This window comes from Burkholderia reimsis, assembly GCF_003294055.1.
Lineage (GTDB): Bacteria > Pseudomonadota > Gammaproteobacteria > Burkholderiales > Burkholderiaceae > Burkholderia > Burkholderia cepacia.
Window position 1 is genome coordinate 93,464 of record NZ_QMFZ01000026.1, and the last position, 18,104, is coordinate 111,567.

15 protein-coding genes, 3 pseudogenes and 1 riboswitch are annotated in these 18,104 nt (G+C 57.3%); of the genes and pseudogenes, 9 read left to right on the forward strand and 9 right to left on the reverse strand.

The window, feature by feature from the left end; all coding sequences use genetic code 11:
- Window positions 1-114 precede the first annotated feature (114 nt).
- From DPV79_RS26855 to DPV79_RS26875, 5 genes and pseudogenes are all read left to right on the forward strand, one after another.
- Window positions 115-1,137, forward strand: a complete 1,023-nt coding sequence (locus DPV79_RS26855) for a nitroreductase family protein (protein WP_165843572.1) — start codon at window positions 115-117, stop codon at window positions 1,135-1,137.
- Entirely contained in the window at window positions 1,134-2,624 is a 1,491-nt protein-coding gene (locus tag DPV79_RS43450; RefSeq protein ID WP_113046898.1) for a phenylacetate--CoA ligase family protein, read from the forward strand. Before DPV79_RS26855 ends, DPV79_RS43450 begins: the two co-directional genes overlap by 4 nt.
- 183 nt (window positions 2,625-2,807) lie before the next feature.
- A riboswitch (SAM-I-IV-variant riboswitch) is annotated at window positions 2,808-2,911 on the forward strand.
- A gap of 42 nt (window positions 2,912-2,953) precedes the next feature.
- On the forward strand, window positions 2,954-3,292 hold the full coding sequence (locus DPV79_RS42805; protein WP_165843573.1) for a hypothetical protein: 339 nt from the start codon (window positions 2,954-2,956) through the stop codon (window positions 3,290-3,292).
- Between the two features lie 72 nt (window positions 3,293-3,364).
- Window positions 3,365-3,889: an SMI1/KNR4 family protein gene (locus DPV79_RS26870; RefSeq protein WP_113046899.1), complete on the forward strand. Its 525-nt coding sequence runs from the start codon at window positions 3,365-3,367 to the stop codon at window positions 3,887-3,889.
- 381 nt (window positions 3,890-4,270) lie between these two features.
- Window positions 4,271-4,366: pseudogene (locus DPV79_RS26875) on the forward strand (H-NS family nucleoid-associated regulatory protein); the annotation flags it as partial.
- A 68-nt stretch (window positions 4,367-4,434) separates the two neighbouring features.
- On the opposite strand, the gene DPV79_RS26880 reads toward DPV79_RS26875, so the two are convergent.
- On the reverse strand, window positions 4,435-5,442 hold the full coding sequence (locus DPV79_RS26880) for a PoNe immunity protein domain-containing protein (RefSeq protein ID WP_113046901.1): 1,008 nt from the start codon (window positions 5,440-5,442) through the stop codon (window positions 4,435-4,437).
- A gap of 1,131 nt (window positions 5,443-6,573) precedes the next feature.
- Between DPV79_RS26880 and DPV79_RS26885 the strand changes: the two genes are divergently transcribed.
- Together DPV79_RS26885 and DPV79_RS26890 are read left to right on the forward strand one after the other, a co-directional pair.
- Entirely contained in the window at window positions 6,574-6,891 is a 318-nt protein-coding gene (locus DPV79_RS26885; protein WP_113046902.1) for a helix-turn-helix domain-containing protein, read from the forward strand.
- Window positions 6,892-7,015: 124 nt separating this feature from the next.
- Complete coding sequence (locus DPV79_RS26890; protein ID WP_113046903.1) at window positions 7,016-7,579, forward strand: HAD domain-containing protein; 564 nt, start codon at window positions 7,016-7,018, stop codon at window positions 7,577-7,579.
- Window positions 7,580-7,668: 89 nt separating this feature from the next.
- On the opposite strand, the pseudogene DPV79_RS43455 reads toward DPV79_RS26890, so the two are convergent.
- Window positions 7,669-7,993 (reverse strand): annotated as a pseudogene (locus DPV79_RS43455) (error-prone DNA polymerase); the annotation flags it as partial.
- A 10-nt stretch (window positions 7,994-8,003) separates the two neighbouring features.
- On the opposite strand from DPV79_RS43455, the pseudogene DPV79_RS43885 reads away from it, so the two are divergent.
- Both DPV79_RS43885 and DPV79_RS26900 read left to right on the forward strand, forming a co-directional pair.
- Window positions 8,004-8,135 (forward strand): annotated as a pseudogene (locus DPV79_RS43885) (SOS response-associated peptidase family protein); the annotation flags it as partial.
- Between the two features lie 368 nt (window positions 8,136-8,503).
- Window positions 8,504-9,286, forward strand: a complete 783-nt coding sequence (locus DPV79_RS26900; RefSeq protein ID WP_208866751.1) for an 8-oxoguanine DNA glycosylase — start codon at window positions 8,504-8,506, stop codon at window positions 9,284-9,286.
- A gap of 15 nt (window positions 9,287-9,301) precedes the next feature.
- Here DPV79_RS26900 and DPV79_RS26905 read toward each other — a convergent pair whose 3' ends face one another.
- The 7 genes from DPV79_RS26905 to DPV79_RS26935 all read right to left on the reverse strand — a co-directional run bounded on the left by DPV79_RS26905 (window position 9,302) and on the right by DPV79_RS26935 (window position 17,981).
- A complete protein-coding gene (locus DPV79_RS26905; protein WP_165843574.1) occupies window positions 9,302-9,964 on the reverse strand; it encodes a nitroreductase family protein in 663 nt (220 codons plus the stop codon).
- Complete coding sequence (locus DPV79_RS26910; protein WP_113046905.1) at window positions 9,951-10,547, reverse strand: 7-cyano-7-deazaguanine synthase; 597 nt, start codon at window positions 10,545-10,547, stop codon at window positions 9,951-9,953. Before DPV79_RS26910 ends, DPV79_RS26905 begins: the two co-directional genes overlap by 14 nt.
- A complete protein-coding gene (locus tag DPV79_RS26915; protein ID WP_113046906.1) occupies window positions 10,544-11,743 on the reverse strand; it encodes a PfkB family carbohydrate kinase in 1,200 nt (399 codons plus the stop codon). The genes DPV79_RS26910 and DPV79_RS26915 overlap by 4 nt, the downstream gene beginning before the upstream one ends.
- 707 nt (window positions 11,744-12,450) lie before the next feature.
- Window positions 12,451-14,196, reverse strand: coding sequence for a retron Ec67 family RNA-directed DNA polymerase/endonuclease (locus DPV79_RS26920; RefSeq protein WP_165843575.1), 1,746 nt, complete (start codon window positions 14,194-14,196; stop codon window positions 12,451-12,453).
- Between the two features lie 174 nt (window positions 14,197-14,370).
- Entirely contained in the window at window positions 14,371-16,383 is a 2,013-nt protein-coding gene (locus DPV79_RS26925; protein WP_113046908.1) for a DUF3732 domain-containing protein, read from the reverse strand.
- A 1-nt stretch (window position 16,384) separates the two neighbouring features.
- Window positions 16,385-16,867 (reverse strand): three component ABC system middle component, encoded by a 483-nt coding sequence (locus DPV79_RS26930; RefSeq protein WP_069263386.1) that lies wholly within the window; start codon window positions 16,865-16,867, stop codon window positions 16,385-16,387.
- The gene (locus DPV79_RS26935) at window positions 16,851-17,981 is read right to left on the reverse strand and encodes an ABC-three component system protein (RefSeq protein WP_113046909.1); all 1,131 of its coding nucleotides are present in this window, start codon (window positions 17,979-17,981) and stop codon (window positions 16,851-16,853) included. The genes DPV79_RS26930 and DPV79_RS26935 overlap by 17 nt, the downstream gene beginning before the upstream one ends.
- Between the last annotated feature and the right edge of the window lie 123 nt (window positions 17,982-18,104).

Consider the following 18,104-nt stretch of genomic DNA (forward strand, 5'->3'; position numbering starts at 1 on the left):
AGAGGGGCCGGTTCTCGCGCCACAACGGCAATCAGCCGCACAACAACAAGGAAGCCACGAGATATGCCGGGGATTCCCACAGAAAGCTTTACTGTCTGGCACACGATCCTGTCCGTGGCCCGACACGCACCGTCGCCGCACAACGTTCAGCCATGGCGGGTGCAACTGATCTCGGACGATTACGCCGAGCTGTTCATCGACGGCACGCGCACGCTGCCGAAAGAAGACACGACCGGCGCGTTCCTGCTGTCCGCGATGGGCATGTTCATCGACGCGATCGATCTGCTCGCGGCACCGCATGGCTTGCGCATCGAATGGCAACTGCATCGCCCGGTGCGGGAGTTCGCGGCCATCCTGTCCCGGCCGACGCCGCCGGGGCTGATTCCATTCGCTGCGTTACGGCTCGTCGCCAACACCCACGCGGATGCGTCGCGCGACGATCCGTCTGCGCTGATGCTGGCGCGCCGCACGTCGCGCATTTCGATGGACCCGACACCGGTGCCGGATGCCGCCGTCACGCAACTGGCGGCGCTGGCCGACGAATGGGGGCATCGATATACGCACCTGTCGGGTGCGGAACTGATCGAGCCGATCATCGCGGCGAACATCGACGCCGTGTTCCATGACATGAACGTCGCGGACTACCACGATGAAATCACGGCCTGGTTTCGGTTCACGGAACGCTCGACTGCCCGACATCGCGACGGTCTCGACTGGCGCTGCATGAATCTGTCGCGCGCCGAGTTCTGGATGTCCGCGCGTCTGTCGAAGATCCTGACGTTCAAGCCGACGCGCTTCTATTTCAAGCGCCGGTACCGGTCGCAGCTCGGCCATGTGCCGGCGATCGGCGTGTTGAGCGGCGATTTCTTCAATCCGGAGAAGGCGATCGAGTCGGGCCGCTTCCTGCTGCGCTTCTGGCTGGCGCTGACGAGCCTCGGCCTGTACCTGCATCCGTACGGCAACCTGGTCACGAACCCCGACGCCGCCGCGTGGTTCAGCGCGCATGCCGGAGTCGACCGCGCATGGCTCGTGTTCAAGGTCGGCTACTCGCGTACGCCGCCGCAAAGCCAACGCAGGGCGCTTGCCGACATCCTCGTCGATGCGCCGGTTCCGTCTCACTCGCCGAGATCCGCATGAACACGCTCATTCGCCTTTTTCTCGAAGCCGTTCTCTGGACGCTCTGGTTCCTTCGCCGCGTGATCAGCGTCGACGGACGTCTCTATGTGTTCCTCAACGCGCCGATTTTTCAGCCCTATCTGGCTTATGTCGGCCGCATGCGCGCCCGCGTCGCGTTCCTCAAGGCGAGCACGTCGTGCCCGGCCTACATCGAGTTCCTGAAGGCCGAAGGCTACAAGGCCGGCGGCACATGGCGGCTGTCGGACCTGCCCGCCATGACCAAGGAGAATTACATCAAGCGCTATTCGATCGAGCAGCGCTGCTACGGTGGCGCCATTCCGAAGTCGGGTGTCGTCATCGACGAATCGTCGGGGTCGACGGGGCAGCCGAACAACTGGGTGCGCAGCGCGGCCGAACGCAGCGACGTCAAGCGCATCCTGCAACTGAACTATCAGCTGGTGTTCCGCGACTCCGGCAAGATGCTGCTGAACTGCTTTGCGCTCGGGCCGTGGGCGACCGGCATGAACGTGTCGATGTCGCTCGTCGACGTCGGCATCATGAAGTCGATCGGCCCGGACAAGGCCAAGCTGATCAACACGCTGAAGCTGTTCGGGCCGAAATACCAGTACCTGATATTCGGCTACCCGCCGTTCATCCGCTCGGTGGTCGACGAATGCGATCTCGACCTGAGCGCGTACCACATCGATTTCATCGTCGGCGGGGAAGGGTTGTCGGAAGCGTTGCGCGACCATCTGCTACGCAAGGCGAGCACGGTGATCTCGTCGTATGGCGCGTCGGACCTCGAGATCAACATCGGCGTCGAGACGCCGACGACGATCGGCCTGCGGCGTGCGTTGCTCACGCGGCCCGAGTTGTGCCGCGAGCTGTTCGGCCGCGATACGCCGCCGATGATCTTCCAGTACAACGCGCTCGATTACGTGATCGAAACGAATGACGATGGCGAACTGCTGGTGACTATCGGAAGGCAGTCGGGCGCCGCGCCGAAGATCCGGTACAACATTCGCGATTCGGGTGGGACGTATCGATTCCGCGAGCTGAACAGGCGTCTGTCGGCACATGGCATGCGCCTGCAGGATTTTGCCGCGCGGACCAGCCATTTCCCGTTCCTGTTCGTGTACGGCCGCAACGATTCGAGCGTGCCGTTCTATGGCGCGAAGGTGTTCCCGTCCGACATCGAGCAGGTTCTGTCCGCTTCGCCGGTGCTGCATGACGCGATCAGCACGTTCCAGCTCGCGACGACCGAGGATGCGCAGTTGACGAGTTTCCTGCACCTCCATCTCGAACGGGCGTTGGGCAGTGTAGGGATGCCGCTTGACGATGCGGCGCTGCATGGCGAGTTGTTCGAGGGCATGAAGCGCGTGAACCAGGATTTTCGTGAGGTGTCGAGGTTGTTCGATCCGAAGCAGGTGGTCGTGCATCTGCATGAGCACGATACGGGGCCGTTCAAGGGGCGGGATATTCGGATCAAGAACAGGTATATCGCGTGAGGGCGTAGGTTTCGGGGTGTTTGGAGGGAGGTGAGGAGGACTGACACAGCTCTTCCTGTCGCGTCGCTTACAAGGGCTGGATCGGTGAGGTCATCCGGCTAAAGTGCCGCTCTCCCGACACTTCTTGCGCTACGCGTGCTTTTCGATATAATGAACCATCGTTCGGAATGTCGAACGAGAGAAACCAAGCATCCAGAGTCGGGTTATCCGACGCCAACCTGCCCTCCCGGGCAAGGTGGACGCCCTTGAGGCGATGCGGCCGATTTACGGCAACGAAACGGGAGCAGCATAGCTGGCACCGGTTCGATAACCACTCAACCGGAGCAATCATGCGCCATGATACCGCTGCTTCCCGCCAGACCGTCTGTGAAGACTGGTCGCACCTCCTTCCCGGTTTCACGCTCACGCATACGGTTCATCTCGTTTCGGGATTGAATCCCGGCATCGTGTCGACAGCGGCTGCCGTACTTGAAGGCGAAACCGCCACGGTCGACCGATGGGCCATCGCCCGCTGTGGTGACGTTCTCGAGCAGAAGATCGTTCTCGGGGAAATGACGGAAGGGCAAGCGGTTCGACTGCGCGATCGACTTGCCGCGCTCGATGGCGTGCTGCGCACGAGGATGGAACATCATTTCGTCCGGGCCGGTTCGGCCGCCTCCGGGAATTGAACGGAGGGTAGTGCTTCAATCGCATATGGTGTTGCGCTATCGTAGAATCGACCGTCGTGTTGAGGAGGTAATGTGCCAGTTCTGTATGGTGTAAAGCCTGCGGCGCCGTTTTTTACTGAGCTGGAATCCCGGATTGGTTTCGGTATTCCGGTGGAATATGCGAATTTTCTGAAGAAGTGGAACGGCTTGTTTGTCAGTGGCGCCGATTATCTCGATCTCGATTTCTCGGGTGTCGATAACGGAGTGATCTCCTTTTCGTCATTGTTTGGGCTCGCTGCCAATAATGATAATTTTGATCTGATTGAGCAGAATGAGCGCGTCAGGGATGAGGTCGGGTTCCTGAATGAATTCTTCGTGATCGGCGATGACCCGGGTGGAAATTACTATGCGCTTGCGAAGTTCGGCGATGCTCGAAAGGTTCTTTATTGGGATAGAACCAATCTGCATGCCGGCGACACCGCCAAGCCGGATATCGCAAAGGTGGCCGAATGCGGCAACCTGTACTGTGTAGCAGATGGATTCCCGGCATTCCTGGATACTGTTGTCGCTGGAACGAAGCACATGCAGTTCATTCCCGTCGATGACTGGCCCGGCTAAAAGGCGAATATATCGGCTTCCCGGAACGTAGTCGGTTTTCGTCGAGTTCGACGACGTGGGAATCCTCCTCCGGCGTATGCATTACCGGATGGCGGGGCGCGCAAACCAATTATTGAGTGTCCTGCTTTGCGCGTTGCTTGCGCTCTGTCGAAACGAGGTTGTAGTTGAGCGCGTGCTGAGTTTCATTAGTTTTAGTTGCACGTCGCCATCAGTTCTGGTCTAACGCAGATTTCGTTGGAAAATCAATGATTTCCTCGGCTTGCCCGGCCACACCCAAGCCGGTCGGTGTTTGCGTGCACGTCTTGAATATCGGTACCCTCGTTTTTCCAATAGTTTCGGTTACGGCCGGCCTCGCACAGAGCCTCGGTGTGTGCGAGGCTCCGTCCGAAGACTGGCGAGACGTGGTCTGGGCGCGGTCGTGCTCCGCTCTGGATTCACGACGCAAAGAATCGCGACCGTTTCCTCATCGCAAAGTAAGGCGTTAAGTTCGGCAAGACCGCGCGCATCAAAATTTGCGCGTGTGGCTTGGAGAACTCGTCTATGCGTCAGGCCTTGCGTTCAAACTCCCAGAGCGCAGGTTGGGAGCGGTATGCACCTGACCTGTCCGGAGCGAACACTTCTGGCATGCGCTCGCCCTGTTGCACCATCACGCCGGGCACATGGTGGCCCTGTGCTTTCCAGATACCGGTCTCCGGGCATACCTGACCGGTACGCACTGTCTTCGGCCCTTTGTTCTGAAGTGCCGGCGGATTCCCCTTCGCGGGGTCGAAGTTGCGCGCAAAGTCGGCTAGGTCCTTCGGATACAGCAGATGGTCCCGGAAGGAACTGTCGTCCAGTTCCAGCAGATAGGCAACCGCTGCGGCTTCGATTGCCCAATAGCCAACGTACGTCCCCTTGTCGCCCTTCTGTGCTTCGAGGTGGCCGTCATGCCACACCGCTGCGGCCATGCCCGGATACCAGGCTTCGAGATATTGCGTGATGTCGTCGACACACTCCTGTTTCGCTTCGCGGTAAAGGCTGAAGACGAGCGGCCGATACGGAACATCGTGAAACCAGCTGTCGACGTCAACACGCCCCTCGAGTTCATACGCGAGCAGGTCTTCGTAGAGTGTGTCCTTCCCGCGGTAGGCCGGGTCGAACATCGCGACGATGCGCGGCAGCAAGTCACGCCGATGCAGCAGGTAGCAAAAGCCAATCAGCTGCATCGCGGTCTCATAATCGCCGATTTCACTGAACGCGAGCGGCGGCTGCCGATCATCTGCCTGATGCACGCGCTCGGCTATCGTGAGTTGTTCGAATGCGGAGACCACCGAATCGAATTCGTCTCTTAGCAGGCTGATGTCCGCGCCGCCCGTGTACATGAGCAGAAAGCGACGATAGCTGTCGGAGGCAACAATGCCTCTGGTCAGCGCCTTCCTCTCATTTTCAGTATCGCCGATAGGGGTCAGCCTGTCTTCCCAACTCGCGATGTTTTCAGAAAAGGAGGCCAGCAGCCACTTGAAGTAGTCCTCGCCTAGAAAACGCTGTCGTCGCTTCGAATCAAAATCGCTCATTTCGAATATCTCGTGTCAGGTACGCGATTTTAGCCGCTCGGCTTTGCGCTTGACCGCTTCAGCCACCTCGCCGTCCTTGTAGTGGTGAGTGAATGGTAGTCAGATTCCAAGAGAAGTGATACGACACGTGCAACGCTGATTTCTGCCTCCGCCTTTGCGTCCGTCAGCCGAGTTGTTTCCGGCAAAGGCTTGAGTCCGCAGCCACAGTGGTGTCCTGCATGCAATGTGCGCCCAGGGAAATCCGTGTAGTTCAAACAGTCTTCGCACGGTACATGCAGCGGCACGTACCCTTTCTCGCGCAGCAATCCGAACGTCTTCGGCCAGAGCGGTTCACGCGGCATGACCTCGCTCACCGAGCACGAAAGCTGAGCGTAGCGGAGTGAGTTGTCAGCTCGTGCATGCCCTCCCGTGCTCGACATGAGCATCTCGAGCGTGCTGGATTCGTGCATGCAGACCAGGCGGCAGCCATGCCATGGGCAACGAGTTACATACGGAATACAGTGAGCGCAAAGGGAGGCTTGGCGGGTACGACCGCCAGGCAATTGGTCAGTGCACTCTGGGCAGCGCAGGCCGAAGCGGTTTCCCGACTCGACTCCTGGTAGTAATCGGGGGAACATGGTCCTCGACGCGGAGCCACGAGCGATGTTGCGTGTCGCTTCCTCGGCCATCTCCGATGACATCCCGCATGTGCCTTACGAGAGTAACGTGTGTTTGGCCAAGACCTCCATCGCGTCACCATATGCATTCTGGGTGTGGTTGTGCCGCTGTGCGGGCTCGTCGCTTCACTGGTGATTGCCCGCATGAAGCGCCGCTACATTGACGAGGGTAGCCTGTTCAGGTGTTCGTCTCGTTCGACGGGTGCTGCGGCACCGGGGGCGACGGGGCTTCATTGCTCGAGGAGGGGGGCAATGACACTCCGGAGGGGGCGATGCGAGTAGGGAACAAGGAAACCACGGGGCGGGATGGAGGGGGTTCCGACCGTTCTTGACATGACTGAGCGGAGAAAGAGATGCGCGCTCGCAACAAGCGGCAACATTTCACCTGTTACACGACGTTCTTCAGTTTTGTAGGCAAAAACTTGCTTGTAATTTCGCGCGTTAACGATATGGGGCTTCATGTCGGGGGGCGGCAATGCGCAACCGAACGGTACGAGAGTGGGAAGTTGAATTGGGTGAAAGCTTGAAAGCGCTCCGCCTCCATCGAAACCTCGACCAAGTGACTCTCGCGGCACGAGCGGGCATTAGCGTACGTTCGCTGCGAAATCTTGAAAGCGGAAATGGCTCGTCGCTGCACACGCTTATCGAAGTCGTACGCACCTTAGGCCGCGAGTCCTGGCTCGAGTTGATTGCCCCGGTCCCAACGGTCAATCCTTTGATGATGACGAGAAACGCGAGTCCGAGGCAGCGCGCAAGTAAGCGTCGACGCAAACCCCCATCACAAGCGATGTGACGAGAAGTCAGTTGCGCTCAATGATTCACTGTGGATGGGCGGACGCGGCCAATGTTTGGGCTCGATATGGAAAGTGATAGAAGTCTGCCGGTCCCAATGTCCGTTTTCGATTGCTCAATCCTGAATCGGAGGTCTACGCCATGCGCAAAGAGTTAAAGCCGCAGGCCCTGGTCCTGGACCAACCGACACTGTTGATTATGACGGAGCGCTCCATCGTGGCCATGCATTGCTTGATAAAAGTGGGCACGTGTCGCTCGACACCGGGAATCCGTCGTTCGAATTTCCTCCTCTCCTGGCTAGCCTGCTTGACCCTTACCCTGAGGTTGAAATTGTTCTGACCACTTCATGGCTCGGCACGTTGCCTTTGGAAACGGTCTTGTCATATCTGCCACAACAGCTTGCTAAACGGGTAGTCGGGACAACTCAGGGTATCAGGCCACGTTTCGGTTACGTGCAGGACGGCTCCGCGCGGACATACATCATTCGCTCGTACGTATTTGGGCACCGTCTCAAAAACTGGCTCGCGATTGACGATTCGGTTTACGGTGCGTATCACCTGAACACGAGCGCTCTCAATCTGGAGCCGCATCTCGTCCTGCTCGATGGCCAGCGCGGTATCGGGGATGCGGAGGCACAACAACGGATTCGAGACTGGCTGGCCGAAGCACACGGCTCGAGCAAGAGGTAGCGCGGCGTTAGTCATGCTGAGTCGCAGCGCGAAACCTTGAAGCCTAAGTGAGAGCTATTTGGTCCGCACTATGGCGATAAACCTGCCCGGATGGTAACGAACATCCCGCCCTTTGCGGTCGGTCCTAGGGCGCTGACGCACCGTGACGATTCCGCATCCACGCGCGAGTCTGCCGTTCCGATATGTCATGAGCGTTGCTGCCGGCACAAGGTGTTGGTCGAGAAGCACCGGCCGCAGCAAGGAAAGCGGATGCCGACCGAGCATGAGGCTCATCGAGCTGTAGTCTGCGACGATGCATTCACCTTCCGACGGGGCGCCGAGCACCGGCGTCCCGTCGTCGACGCGCGCATCGGCGAGGATGTCGCGGTCGGGCACTGAGGCGACTGACGCCCAGAGCGCTTCGCGCCGGTTGCTGGAGACGCGCAACAAGGACGAGAACGTCGTTCTCGAGTTTCGCCCCTGCCACCGGCAACTGATGTACGTCGCCTGTCTGTGGTCGCGATGGACCAAACCTGGTGAGTCGGACCTGCTGTCGTTCGCGGCTATCACGGATGACCTTTCAGACCACGCTACGCTAACAATTCGCCAACGCGGCCTGATGATGCTCGATGTTCGCCACTGTGCTTGCGCCTTTGTCGGACTGCAGCTATACCGCGGGAAGAGATAAAAATTGGGGTTCGAACTAACTGCTGGCGATGGTTTGTGCTGTGACCATCTGCCGCATGAGCGTCGTTTTCCGCGGCCTCGCGGCTCTCGTTGGGCGACGAGCGGAAATCCGCGAATCGAAATATTTTTTTCCTATACTGCGTAGGCAGCGACCCGTCTATCGAGTCGCGGAAGGACTGATGTATGATGCGACGCCCTGCGGATGCACTCCAGCTGCGCACGAGAATACCAGACAAGCACCGGTCCAGAATGCAAACCATGTACGCCCATATCGCGGGGGAGTTCCGCGAGCTGACCCTACCATCAGTGCATGAAGAAGTGCTCCCTGGCATCTGTTGGGGAGCGTTCGATGAGCTGATGACCCCCGCTTACTGGCGCGGGCAAGCTTGGCAACACACGGAATCCGGCACCTTCTGCGATTTTCGCCTCGGCCGCTCGCTTGAGGAGGAGGTTGCTGCTTGTCTGCTCGGAGGCTGGGGGATGCCAGCCGAATTGGCCTTGGCTGCCTATTCGCGCGTTCGCGAGCGAAACCTTCTGCGCGCGGGCACCTCTGCGCAAGAGCTCGAAGAAGCGTTGAGCGAACCGTTCATCTTCCAAGGTCGCGAGCGCAAATACCGATTCATACGACAGAAGGCGCGCTATCTGAGCGGCTGCCTGGAGCAGCTGGCCGATTTCACTCCACCCGATGACGACATTGCTTTCCGAGACCAGTTGAATGAGCTGCCGGGCATCGGTCTCAAAACAGCTTCGTGGATTGTTCGCAACCTTCGCCCGCAAAGCGAGGTTGCGATTCTGGACATTCACATTCTTCGAGTCGGCCAACACCTTGGTCTGTTCCCGGAAGATTGGCAGCCAGAGACTCACTATCGGCAGCTTGAAGCGCGTTTCATCGCATTCGCACGCGCAATCGATGTCTCTGCAGCCACGCTCGACGGTCTCATGTGGGACCACATGCGCCGCCTGGCCGCCATTATGCGAAAGACGCGTACGCAGGCCGAGCAACTCGAGCTCTTCGCAGACGACAGCGTCAATATTCACTAATCGAAACCGTGCCGGTCAGTCTTGTACCGGCAATCCGATTGCCGCAGCACCGACCGCGAGTAGTTGCTCCCCCGACGGAAGGGCTGCAACGACTTCGTTGCCGAGTATGCCCAGAGGGCAGAAGCCCAGGCTGAACAGCTCTGCTACAAGCGCAAGAGTTTGAAGCGTAGCGCCGGCGTCGCGCCAAACAAGCGTCTCGCTACGCGCGTACGCGCTCATCGGACGAGCCATGTCAGCGACGAGCGTGAGGAGCGCCCCGTTCGCGCTGGGAAGCACCTGTTGGCATTTGCTGACCCAGGCGTCGTGCACCTCAGACGGAAACGTGAGCTTCTCGAGCATGCACGAATCGGCATTGACGCGAAAAACGGCCGACTTGTCGAATAGCAACACCGAGATTGGATGGATTGCGCCGGCCGATAGTGCTGGACGACGGCTTCGTCGCAGCGCGTCACCTTCTTTCCAAAACCGAGGCGCTAACGCGAAAAGCAGCGCGCCGACCGTCAGCTCCAGCGGAGCTGGCGAGAGTGTGCGAGTGGAGCGGCGTTTCTCGAACACGTCGACAAACGCCCTTCGTGCGGGAGCGGTGAATGGTTCGAACGGCGCGCTTGATTCAACCGGCCATGCATAGTCCAAATACGGACCATCATCTAGCGGTTGTGGGTCTTCAATACGGGTCAAACCCAAGCTCCTCGAGCGTCTCGTAATGCTTTCTGCAGCCGCGGCACATTCCGCAAGCTTCATTGGCGACGTGACAGGAGTGGGCCCACGCGAGCAGGTCAGTTGGAACACCAGACGTCTTGATGAGCTCCGCGCCACTTAACTTGATAGCGGGAGCTTCGAGCGTTATCCCGCCTTCCTGGCATTGCAGCACTGCACTCATGGCTGCGATGAACTCAGGCTTGCCGTCCGCGTGGATGCCATCGGTCCGAAGTGAACCTATCAGGAGTTTGTTCACATTGAGCGTGACGGCCTTCATTGCAGCCAGAGTAACCAGCATCTGGTTGCGAAAGGGCCACCACTCCGATACAGGAGCGAGTGTCGTGGGCGCCAAGCCCGCCATGTCGCCGCTACCCAATGCGCTCAAGTCGGTTTCAATTACGTGGTGCTCGATGTTCAGCGCTTCACACACTGCAGCGGCCGCGCGTACCTCTGCTTGGGCTGCGCGCTGGCCATACGCCACCGTGATGCCGACTTCCGGGCGCACCCAGTAAGCAATGGCGACCGAGTCCATCCCCCCGGACAAAAGAAGTGCAGTCCTCATGCTTTCCACGCCGTGTGATGCAGCGCCGTCACAAAGTCGAAGAACATGTTGCAGTCCGAGCCAACCACCATTTTCAGGTTTTCCTCGTTGACTGCCTGTGCAAGCGCATATACGGGGATGCCCTTCGCGCGAGCGTATCCGACTTCGAATACGGTGCCTGCGTCGAGACCATCGAGAATCGCAAGGACTCGGTCGCATGAGTTCAAGGCTTCGATGTCCTTCGGCCCCACCTCGTGAGCAGGACCTCGACCGACATCATGAACCGGGGAGAATACCTCAAGGCCGAGCTCAGCCAGGCAGCGTCGCGCCTCATCCACGAGCCACCGTTGCCCAAGGTTGAAGAACGGGCTCGCGAGATAAACCTTCCCGGAAACCGTGGACGAAGGCGTGCGCTGAGCCTCTGACAGCTCCTGAGCTGGGGCTGCAGGCAATCCCATCGTTTCCGCGTATTGCGAAACGGCACGTGAAGCAAGTTCAGCCGCGGTAGCAGGGCCGACGCTGTGTACCGCCCATTGCGCTGCAAAGATGGCAGCAAACACGTCACCCGAGCCAATGGTCCATACCATGTCGCTACGGTAGGCAGGAATATGCGCCTCTGCGCCGTCTGTCGTGTACACGTACGCACCGGCTGGCCCCGACTTGACAACAACAACTTCAGCGCCGCGCTGCAACAGCGCCGCTGCCGCCGTCTTCGGGTTCGAGTCCCCCGCCATCGCGGTAATCTCGCTTCGGTTGGCGACAATCGCAAGATGCTCGGCGTGGCTGCCGTTATCCCAGAACGGTTCCGGATGAAATGCGGATTGCGGGTCGTAGACGCACCATTTCGCGTTCACCCTCCCTGAGCCCTCCAGCATCCCGAAACGCAGCACTGCGTCGGCGCTCACTTCGATTGGCTCGTGCGCATGAATACGCGCGAGAGCCGGCCGAATGACAGGCGTCGACATACAGTGCACGTATTCGAACGAAATACCGGCCCGAGCAGCGGTTATGACCAGGTCGAACTTGTACAGCGTTGCCGCAGTCTTAAATTCAGTTTCGACGTCCGGGTGCGCATAGGTGTGCAGCGTCACCTTGTTGACGTGACTGACAAGCGCGGTGGCCGCTCGCCCACCAGAGCCAAAGATTTGGTCCCATACGGGCCAGATGCAGTGTTCGTGATAGACGCCGCCAACGACAGTGATTTCGCTTTGAGTCATGCCAGTCGCACCCGCACTTGGCAGGAGCCACCTTGGATACCTAATACCTCTGCGACGTACCGACGGCCGCTCTGAATGCATTCGATAATCTGAAGCATGGAGCGCGAAGTAATAGACCCGACGATTTGCCCGGAGTTGTCCTGCACGACGAGTCGTTGGGGTGGCCCTGCCATAAACACCACGTTGAGCAGGCTGCCCGGTCCCACGTTACGCAATGCAGCCGGGGACACCGAATTGAGGGACGTCACTTCGTCGATGACACACGGGTCGCCTGCCACGACGCCTCCGCCTCCATCACCTCTCGGCTCCGGCACTGGTGCTTTCGGTTCCGGCCGCCAATCACCACTACCACCACCGCCTCCAGACATACGTCCCCCGCATTATTGGTGTGTAACGTTAAACGCCCATCGGGAATACCCGCATGTAAATCGTTTTACATGCCGACGCCGGCTTATGAATGTCAAAAGCCAACATCGCTTCCGAATCCTCTCGATAGGTGCGTGGACATCAATTCTAGACGGAGTCACTCAATAGTCAAACGAAAGTTTTCCAATGATGTCTTTATTGATTGACATCAACACTGTTGGCGCGCAACAGTAATAGACGCAAAATAATACCAGTTCGCTTCGGGCAACCTGGCATGGGGAGTCGTGATAACCGGTGCTCGAGAACGTGCTTAGTCATCAGCAGTTGAAGTTCTATTTCGCCTACTTTTTTTGGCTCTCTTCATAGTGGTCCAGCACCTTCATGACCCTATCAAGGATGGCCCGGAACTTAGTGAAGTCAATAGTATTCGCCTGCTTCGCCACGACATCCCGTGCAAATGCACCTTTCCCGTAGAACTTGTCTGAGTCGTCGGACTTGTTACTACGATTGAAGGTCTTTCCATTGAGCTGCGTCGCCAGAGTGTGTTCGTCGAAAAAATCCTCAATTGCAGTCTGCTTTTTCTTTGGCCCGAACGGTGTCGGAACGACGTAAAGATTACTGGTTACGTGAATAAAGTCAGCCCGCCCCTCTGGCTTAGGCTTCTTCGTGATACCGGCAATCGCCTCGTAAATGCTGTGCGCACCGTTGTCGTTGTCTATCAAGACGATGACCGGAAACTTGGAGACAGGAGCCTTGAACCATTCAGTTACGTCCTCATGGTAATTTTTCAAAAGTTTGCAGATACCACCTACACCGCCGGTTAAGTCGGCAATGTGACCTGTTCGCGTCTCGGCATGCTTAAAAAATCGAACCTCGAGCTTCGGCGGAGTACCTTTGTCAATCAATCTTGGATATTCTGTAGCGAGGCTTTTTATAGCACACCGCAGGTACACGTTATCGGTTTTTCCTTCACAAACAATAATAGGTTCGCGAGCAGCATAAAAAGTATCAAAATACAGAAAACGCCTGAACAACGCTATGCGCCCCTCTGTACTTGCTGGCTCACGACCATTGTCCGTACACAGCTTGTGATTGAAACGGTCTACTTGGTCGATATATGAAAGCATCCCGAGAAGTTGCTTGTTTTCACCAACGCAGCGATTCTCGAAAACGACGTTTCCTTGCGCATCCCTCTTCTTATGCACGAACTCGAATTGTCCAGTCTTGAAGAGCTTGTCGACCATGGCACGTACTGTATAACGATACGTTGCGGGGACATTGACCTTACGATTTACCGTTAAGCCGGTTACTTCTTGCCTTGAGTCTCGGTACTGCAATCGTGTTTTTGAGGGATTAAAACTAAACCCGTTTCTAGTAACGATGCGCTCAAGGTCGACACCAGGTATCCAGCTATGGGTATCCTTGAGCGTCGCTATTTCCGGCGGAAACTCTGGCCGGTTTGTGCTAAACGTAAGGTCGTCGGCATAGCGGGTGTATGTCGCGCCATGCTTTGCCGCCAGACGCACAAGGTGAATGTCGAGCGAGTGAGCGATTAGATTTGAAATAACCGGGGAACAGGGACTGCCCTGTGGGAGCTTGTTCTCAAAACAAGCAATTTGAGCAATTACCGTCGCAACCTCAGGGTGAAGGGCGAAATTTCTGTCCTTCAGAAAGAACCCTCGCACACGCCCAAAATTTATCGTGCCGAAGAAATCATGCAAATCCACGTTGAACACGTAGCGACGGGCGACATGCGCCCGCCCATTCGTCATGATAGTGTGGTTCCTCTTGAATCCGTGCGCGATTCCGAAGCGCCCCTCATCTTCAACGTGCCCGTGCAAAGAATTGATTTCAGCAATGCAGTCTTGCAAAAGCGTCGACAATCTCCGTTGAAGCAATTTCAACCCATTCTCAGGCGCGAGGATTTCGCGTTCGCCACCATGACGTTTTTTTATTTCGAACTTACGGTATCGATTAGCCTCTGGCGACTTATAAATTGCATAAGTGAGCATCCCCGGCTTGACATGCAGCAGTGCCGCGAGGTCCCGTCGGGCAGTTGCTGCTTTTAGGTCTTTGAGACTCGACATTTTTATCGGGAGGAGAAAAGACTCGCGGATACTCCTACGCATCGGCGCGCATCTGCAGTATCAGAGGGATACCGAGGGCATATCTCGGAACATTTGCTTCACATGCCATGAAACATGGCAAAAAATCTATCCGCGAGTCGAATTAAATATAACACGACAAACCCGAGACGACAATCACTCGTCTGCTATCGCAGAGCCATCCAATCTCATCGCCTCAATCCATGCAAGAGGCACCAGCTTTTTGCCGTTCCTCCACTCCTCGACGGGGTTAATGCCCTCCAGGCCGCCCCAAATGTCGCGGCTCGCGTGGTCAACCACGATGATTTGGAAATCCCCCTTGAAGGTAGCAGTTGCCATTCCAAATACTTCGAAGAACCGTCTCACCGCCTCTGCATCTTCGTCGTCGTCAATCTTCGGGTCCAAGTCCCCGCGCTTACTGGCGAGTTTTCGTGGGAAGTAAACCTGACTCGGCTGGTCGAAAGCGAGCAGCCCTGGGACCGGCGAGTTGGTCAGCCTAAGGAATAACGCATGCAAGGCAAGAGTGGCGGCCACATGGTAGGTAAGCCAATTCGCGCCACTCCCCAACTGCCAGAGGAAGTCGCTGCGCCCACTGGCATCACCTACCCTGACGGTCAACTCTTTGATGTCGAGATTGACCGAGGCGTCCGGGTCCTCCGCATCGAGCTTAGACGCGAGCTTCTCCATCGATTTCTTCAGTCGCTTCAATACGCTTGCAAGTTTCGCCTCATAGTTCTCTTTCGAGAGTTCAGATTGAAGGCTCTGGATGCGACCAGCGATTTCCTCAAGCGCCTTCGCGGCGCCTGGATTTTCCCTTCCGTAGTAGACCACGAGCGCTTGCTCCAGCGCTCCCAGGTAGCGCGCTACCTGATTGGTTGCGAGTCTCTGTTGCTTGGCTTTTGCGCTGCGTTGCTCAATACCTTTGCGACGTACGCTTACCGCATTCAGCTTGTCGGTGAGTTCACGCATTTTGTCATTGAGCACCACCCAGTCGCGGTCGAACACGGATGGCGCTCTCGAAACACGTCGCGCATCTGATTCGACGACCGCAAGCGCATCGCACATGGCGTCGACCGTCGCCGAATGCGACTTCAACGACTGCGCGCATATAGGGCAGGTTGCCTCGCTGACATCTTGGGCCTGATTGCGCAGCCATCGCGAAAGTGACAGACGGTCCTTTCTCGTCCCGAGCGAAATCTCATACTGACTGACCGAGCCCTTCAGCTCTGACAGACGGGTTAGCCTATGTCGCACTTCCGCGAGCTCGCCGTTCAGCGACGACTCCTCTTTCTGCAACTCGGCATACTCGATAGCCGAGTCCTCGAGCGCATCAGCCGAGATAGGCTTCTCCGGGACCTCGGATTCCACGAGCTTTGAGAGTATCGAGAGGACATGTGTTTCGTCCTTGCTTTTCAGGGCCTCCTTGTCAATCAAGCCAAGCTCATACGCTTCACGAACCCAATTCTCAAGATTGGCACGCCATGTCGCCGATGCTTTTGCGTAGGCCTCGACCTCCCTCTGCTTGACGCGCAACTCGCGTTTGAGGCAGTCGAGCTCCCATCGCTTCTCAAGACTTTCCGGCGTTGTTGCTCCGAGCACATACGGGAAAATGGCCCGAAGCTTCTCGCGATATTCTGTCGTGTCGGCCCGATAGAAGAGCACATCCGGGTTCGCCACGACGTTCTGTGGTTGGAAGCAAAACGCCATCAAGTCTCGGAAGCTTGGGCGTCCAGAGTATCCGCTACCCTGATTGTCCGCATCGGTACCGAGATTGGTGAGCTGCGCGACGCGGTCAAGCATGGTCTTCACCTGCTTTACCGTTGTGTTGCCTTCCGAGATGACAGGCGGAACGCTTATCTTCTCTGCCTCAGCGAGGTACATCTCCCCGGAGCTCGGTTGCTTGCCGGGCTCCGGTCGCGCAAGCAGCTTCTGCCCTTCATCGGTCTGCACCACAATGCCAAACCACGAAACGGTCTGGCGGATGAGTCCGACAGGAATCGAACAGCGGTCAGATGCAAGGCAGTAGTCGATGATGGGAATAATCGATGACTTGCCCGTCTTAGACGCCCCAGTAATAACGTTGGCTGAGTTAAGGGCGAACGGCACTCGCCGCGGCGCAAAACCGCCCTTGCGAGGCCACAATACGATTTCAACGACCTGCAGCTTCAATTCAAAGCTCCAAATGGAAAACGAAGCAAAACTCGCGAAGCGATACCTGACTAGCCCAGTGGCCCAATCGCTCCGCAGCTTGGAGAATTCGAGTTGCACCCTCACCTTGTGGGGCAGGACTGCTGGTGCTTCGCGGTTGGAACGTTGCACGGTCCGGGTCGACTGAAATAAGGCCAGTGCTCAGAGCCAAGGCGATGGCCTCTTGGGAGAGTCCCCTCATCGCCAGTGCACTGTCCTGTGACGTCGCTAGTATCGACTGCTCCGCGCGCAGCTTCTCCTCGACCTTTCGCAATCCCTTTTTTGTCTTTACGACAGTTTCCAGAATCTTCTTGTTGAAGAGCAGCGGAATGACCAAGAAGGCGTACGCAATCGGTGCGGCATCCTGCCTCACCTCAGCCGCGTATCCGCAGGCAAATCGCCAAATAAGCGCCGCGCCGAGGCCGGGGTTCTGAATCTCCTCGACTTCATCAATCAGCATCATCATCCCCTCGCGTGGCCTCTACGTTGAGAAGTTTCTTCCATTCAGGATGCCAACCTATACGAGGTTCGTCCGCCATCGCGTGATAGCTACCACGAGAAAAATACTGCGGCACCTTGAGAGATTGAATTTCCGCCGGGTCCTTCGCCATACATTGAAACAAGAGCTGTACACCGCGATTGATAGGGGATGTCGCGGTATCGGAAGACTTGACGGCCATTCGACAGAGCCGCCAGTGGTCCTCGAGCTCTTTTTTATATTTGCGAAGACCTTCTCTATCGAGATACCCCGAGGCACTCCACTCGGTGCGTGCAGTCGAGGCGCGGAGGTAGTCGCTGATGTGTTGCTCAAGGTCATCTTCGTCAAGATTGAGAAGATTCAATTGGTGAACATAGCGTCGACCGACGAGCTGAGCCTCGATTTCTGCCCTGGTCGGCTCGGCTTCACACGCTGGAAAGCTGGTCAGATTCCTATCGACGCGTCGCAAGACGGCGAGCCGCTGCCGCCTGAAATCGTCATACGATACCCGCACCGGTGTGCGAGCTTCAATATGCTTCATCAGTTGACGCTTAACCCATCCCAGTAGCTGTTCGGTAACCAAGTCCACGCTATCGTCGCTTGTACTCCGCGCGATTTCAGCTCGGACCTCGTCGAATGGAGACGCAGTTGCTATCTCAAGGGCGAAGTCGAGGACGATGGCAGCTATGGCGCCATCGCTGTGAGAGAACAAGCGACGCAATTGAGCCTTCAGCGATGCCTTGTCTTCAGCGTCGCCTTCTTGCGCATCCGCTGGCGCCAACCGCTTACGCAACTCTTGAACAAGCTCCGTTGCAGCAGCTGGTGAATTGCAATCGCTCAGCCTCTGCACGATTTGCCCTTCGTGCTGCTGCGCGACATACAGGATGTATTTGGAGGCGGCTGGGAGGTCTCCATTACGCCGCGCATCCGCCCAGTTTGCGAACGTCTTCCACAACGCACTGGAACCGTCCGCAATCGGATTGTGGGCAAGCCCGCTCTTGTCTTCCTCCGAAACGACGGTACCACCGCTCTCGATGGAGACGTCCCCCAGCGTTTCGAATGCGACGATGTCACCAGGGCTGGCACGAAGAAGGTGCCACATTACTCTCACTACCTGGACAATGTATCCGTAAGCCTGTCCCGGTGCCGTGGTCTTCCTCTTTCTCGGTTTTGCCATACCCGCTCGTTGATATTCCGCTACGACTGCGTTTTCTGAATTGCCCGT

Coding starts and splice junctions, on each gene's coding strand:
- DPV79_RS43450 (WP_113046898.1), top strand. CDS start 1,134: ATGAACACGCTCATTCGCCTTTTTCTCGAAGCCGTTCTCTGGACGCTC.
- DPV79_RS42805 (WP_165843573.1), top strand. CDS start 2,954: ATGCGCCATGATACCGCTGCTTCCCGCCAGACCGTCTGTGAAGACTGG.
- DPV79_RS26880 (WP_113046901.1), bottom strand. CDS start 5,442: ATGAGCGATTTTGATTCGAAGCGACGACAGCGTTTTCTAGGCGAGGAC.
- DPV79_RS26885 (WP_113046902.1), top strand. CDS start 6,574: ATGCGCAACCGAACGGTACGAGAGTGGGAAGTTGAATTGGGTGAAAGC.
- DPV79_RS26900 (WP_208866751.1), top strand. CDS start 8,504: ATGTACGCCCATATCGCGGGGGAGTTCCGCGAGCTGACCCTACCATCA.
- DPV79_RS26910 (WP_113046905.1), bottom strand. CDS start 10,547: ATGAGGACTGCACTTCTTTTGTCCGGGGGGATGGACTCGGTCGCCATT.
- DPV79_RS26915 (WP_113046906.1), bottom strand. CDS start 11,743: ATGACTCAAAGCGAAATCACTGTCGTTGGCGGCGTCTATCACGAACAC.
- DPV79_RS26920 (WP_165843575.1), bottom strand. CDS start 14,196: ATGTCGAGTCTCAAAGACCTAAAAGCAGCAACTGCCCGACGGGACCTC.
- DPV79_RS26930 (WP_069263386.1), bottom strand. CDS start 16,867: ATGATGATGCTGATTGATGAAGTCGAGGAGATTCAGAACCCCGGCCTC.
- DPV79_RS26935 (WP_113046909.1), bottom strand. CDS start 17,981: ATGTGGCACCTTCTTCGTGCCAGCCCTGGTGACATCGTCGCATTCGAA.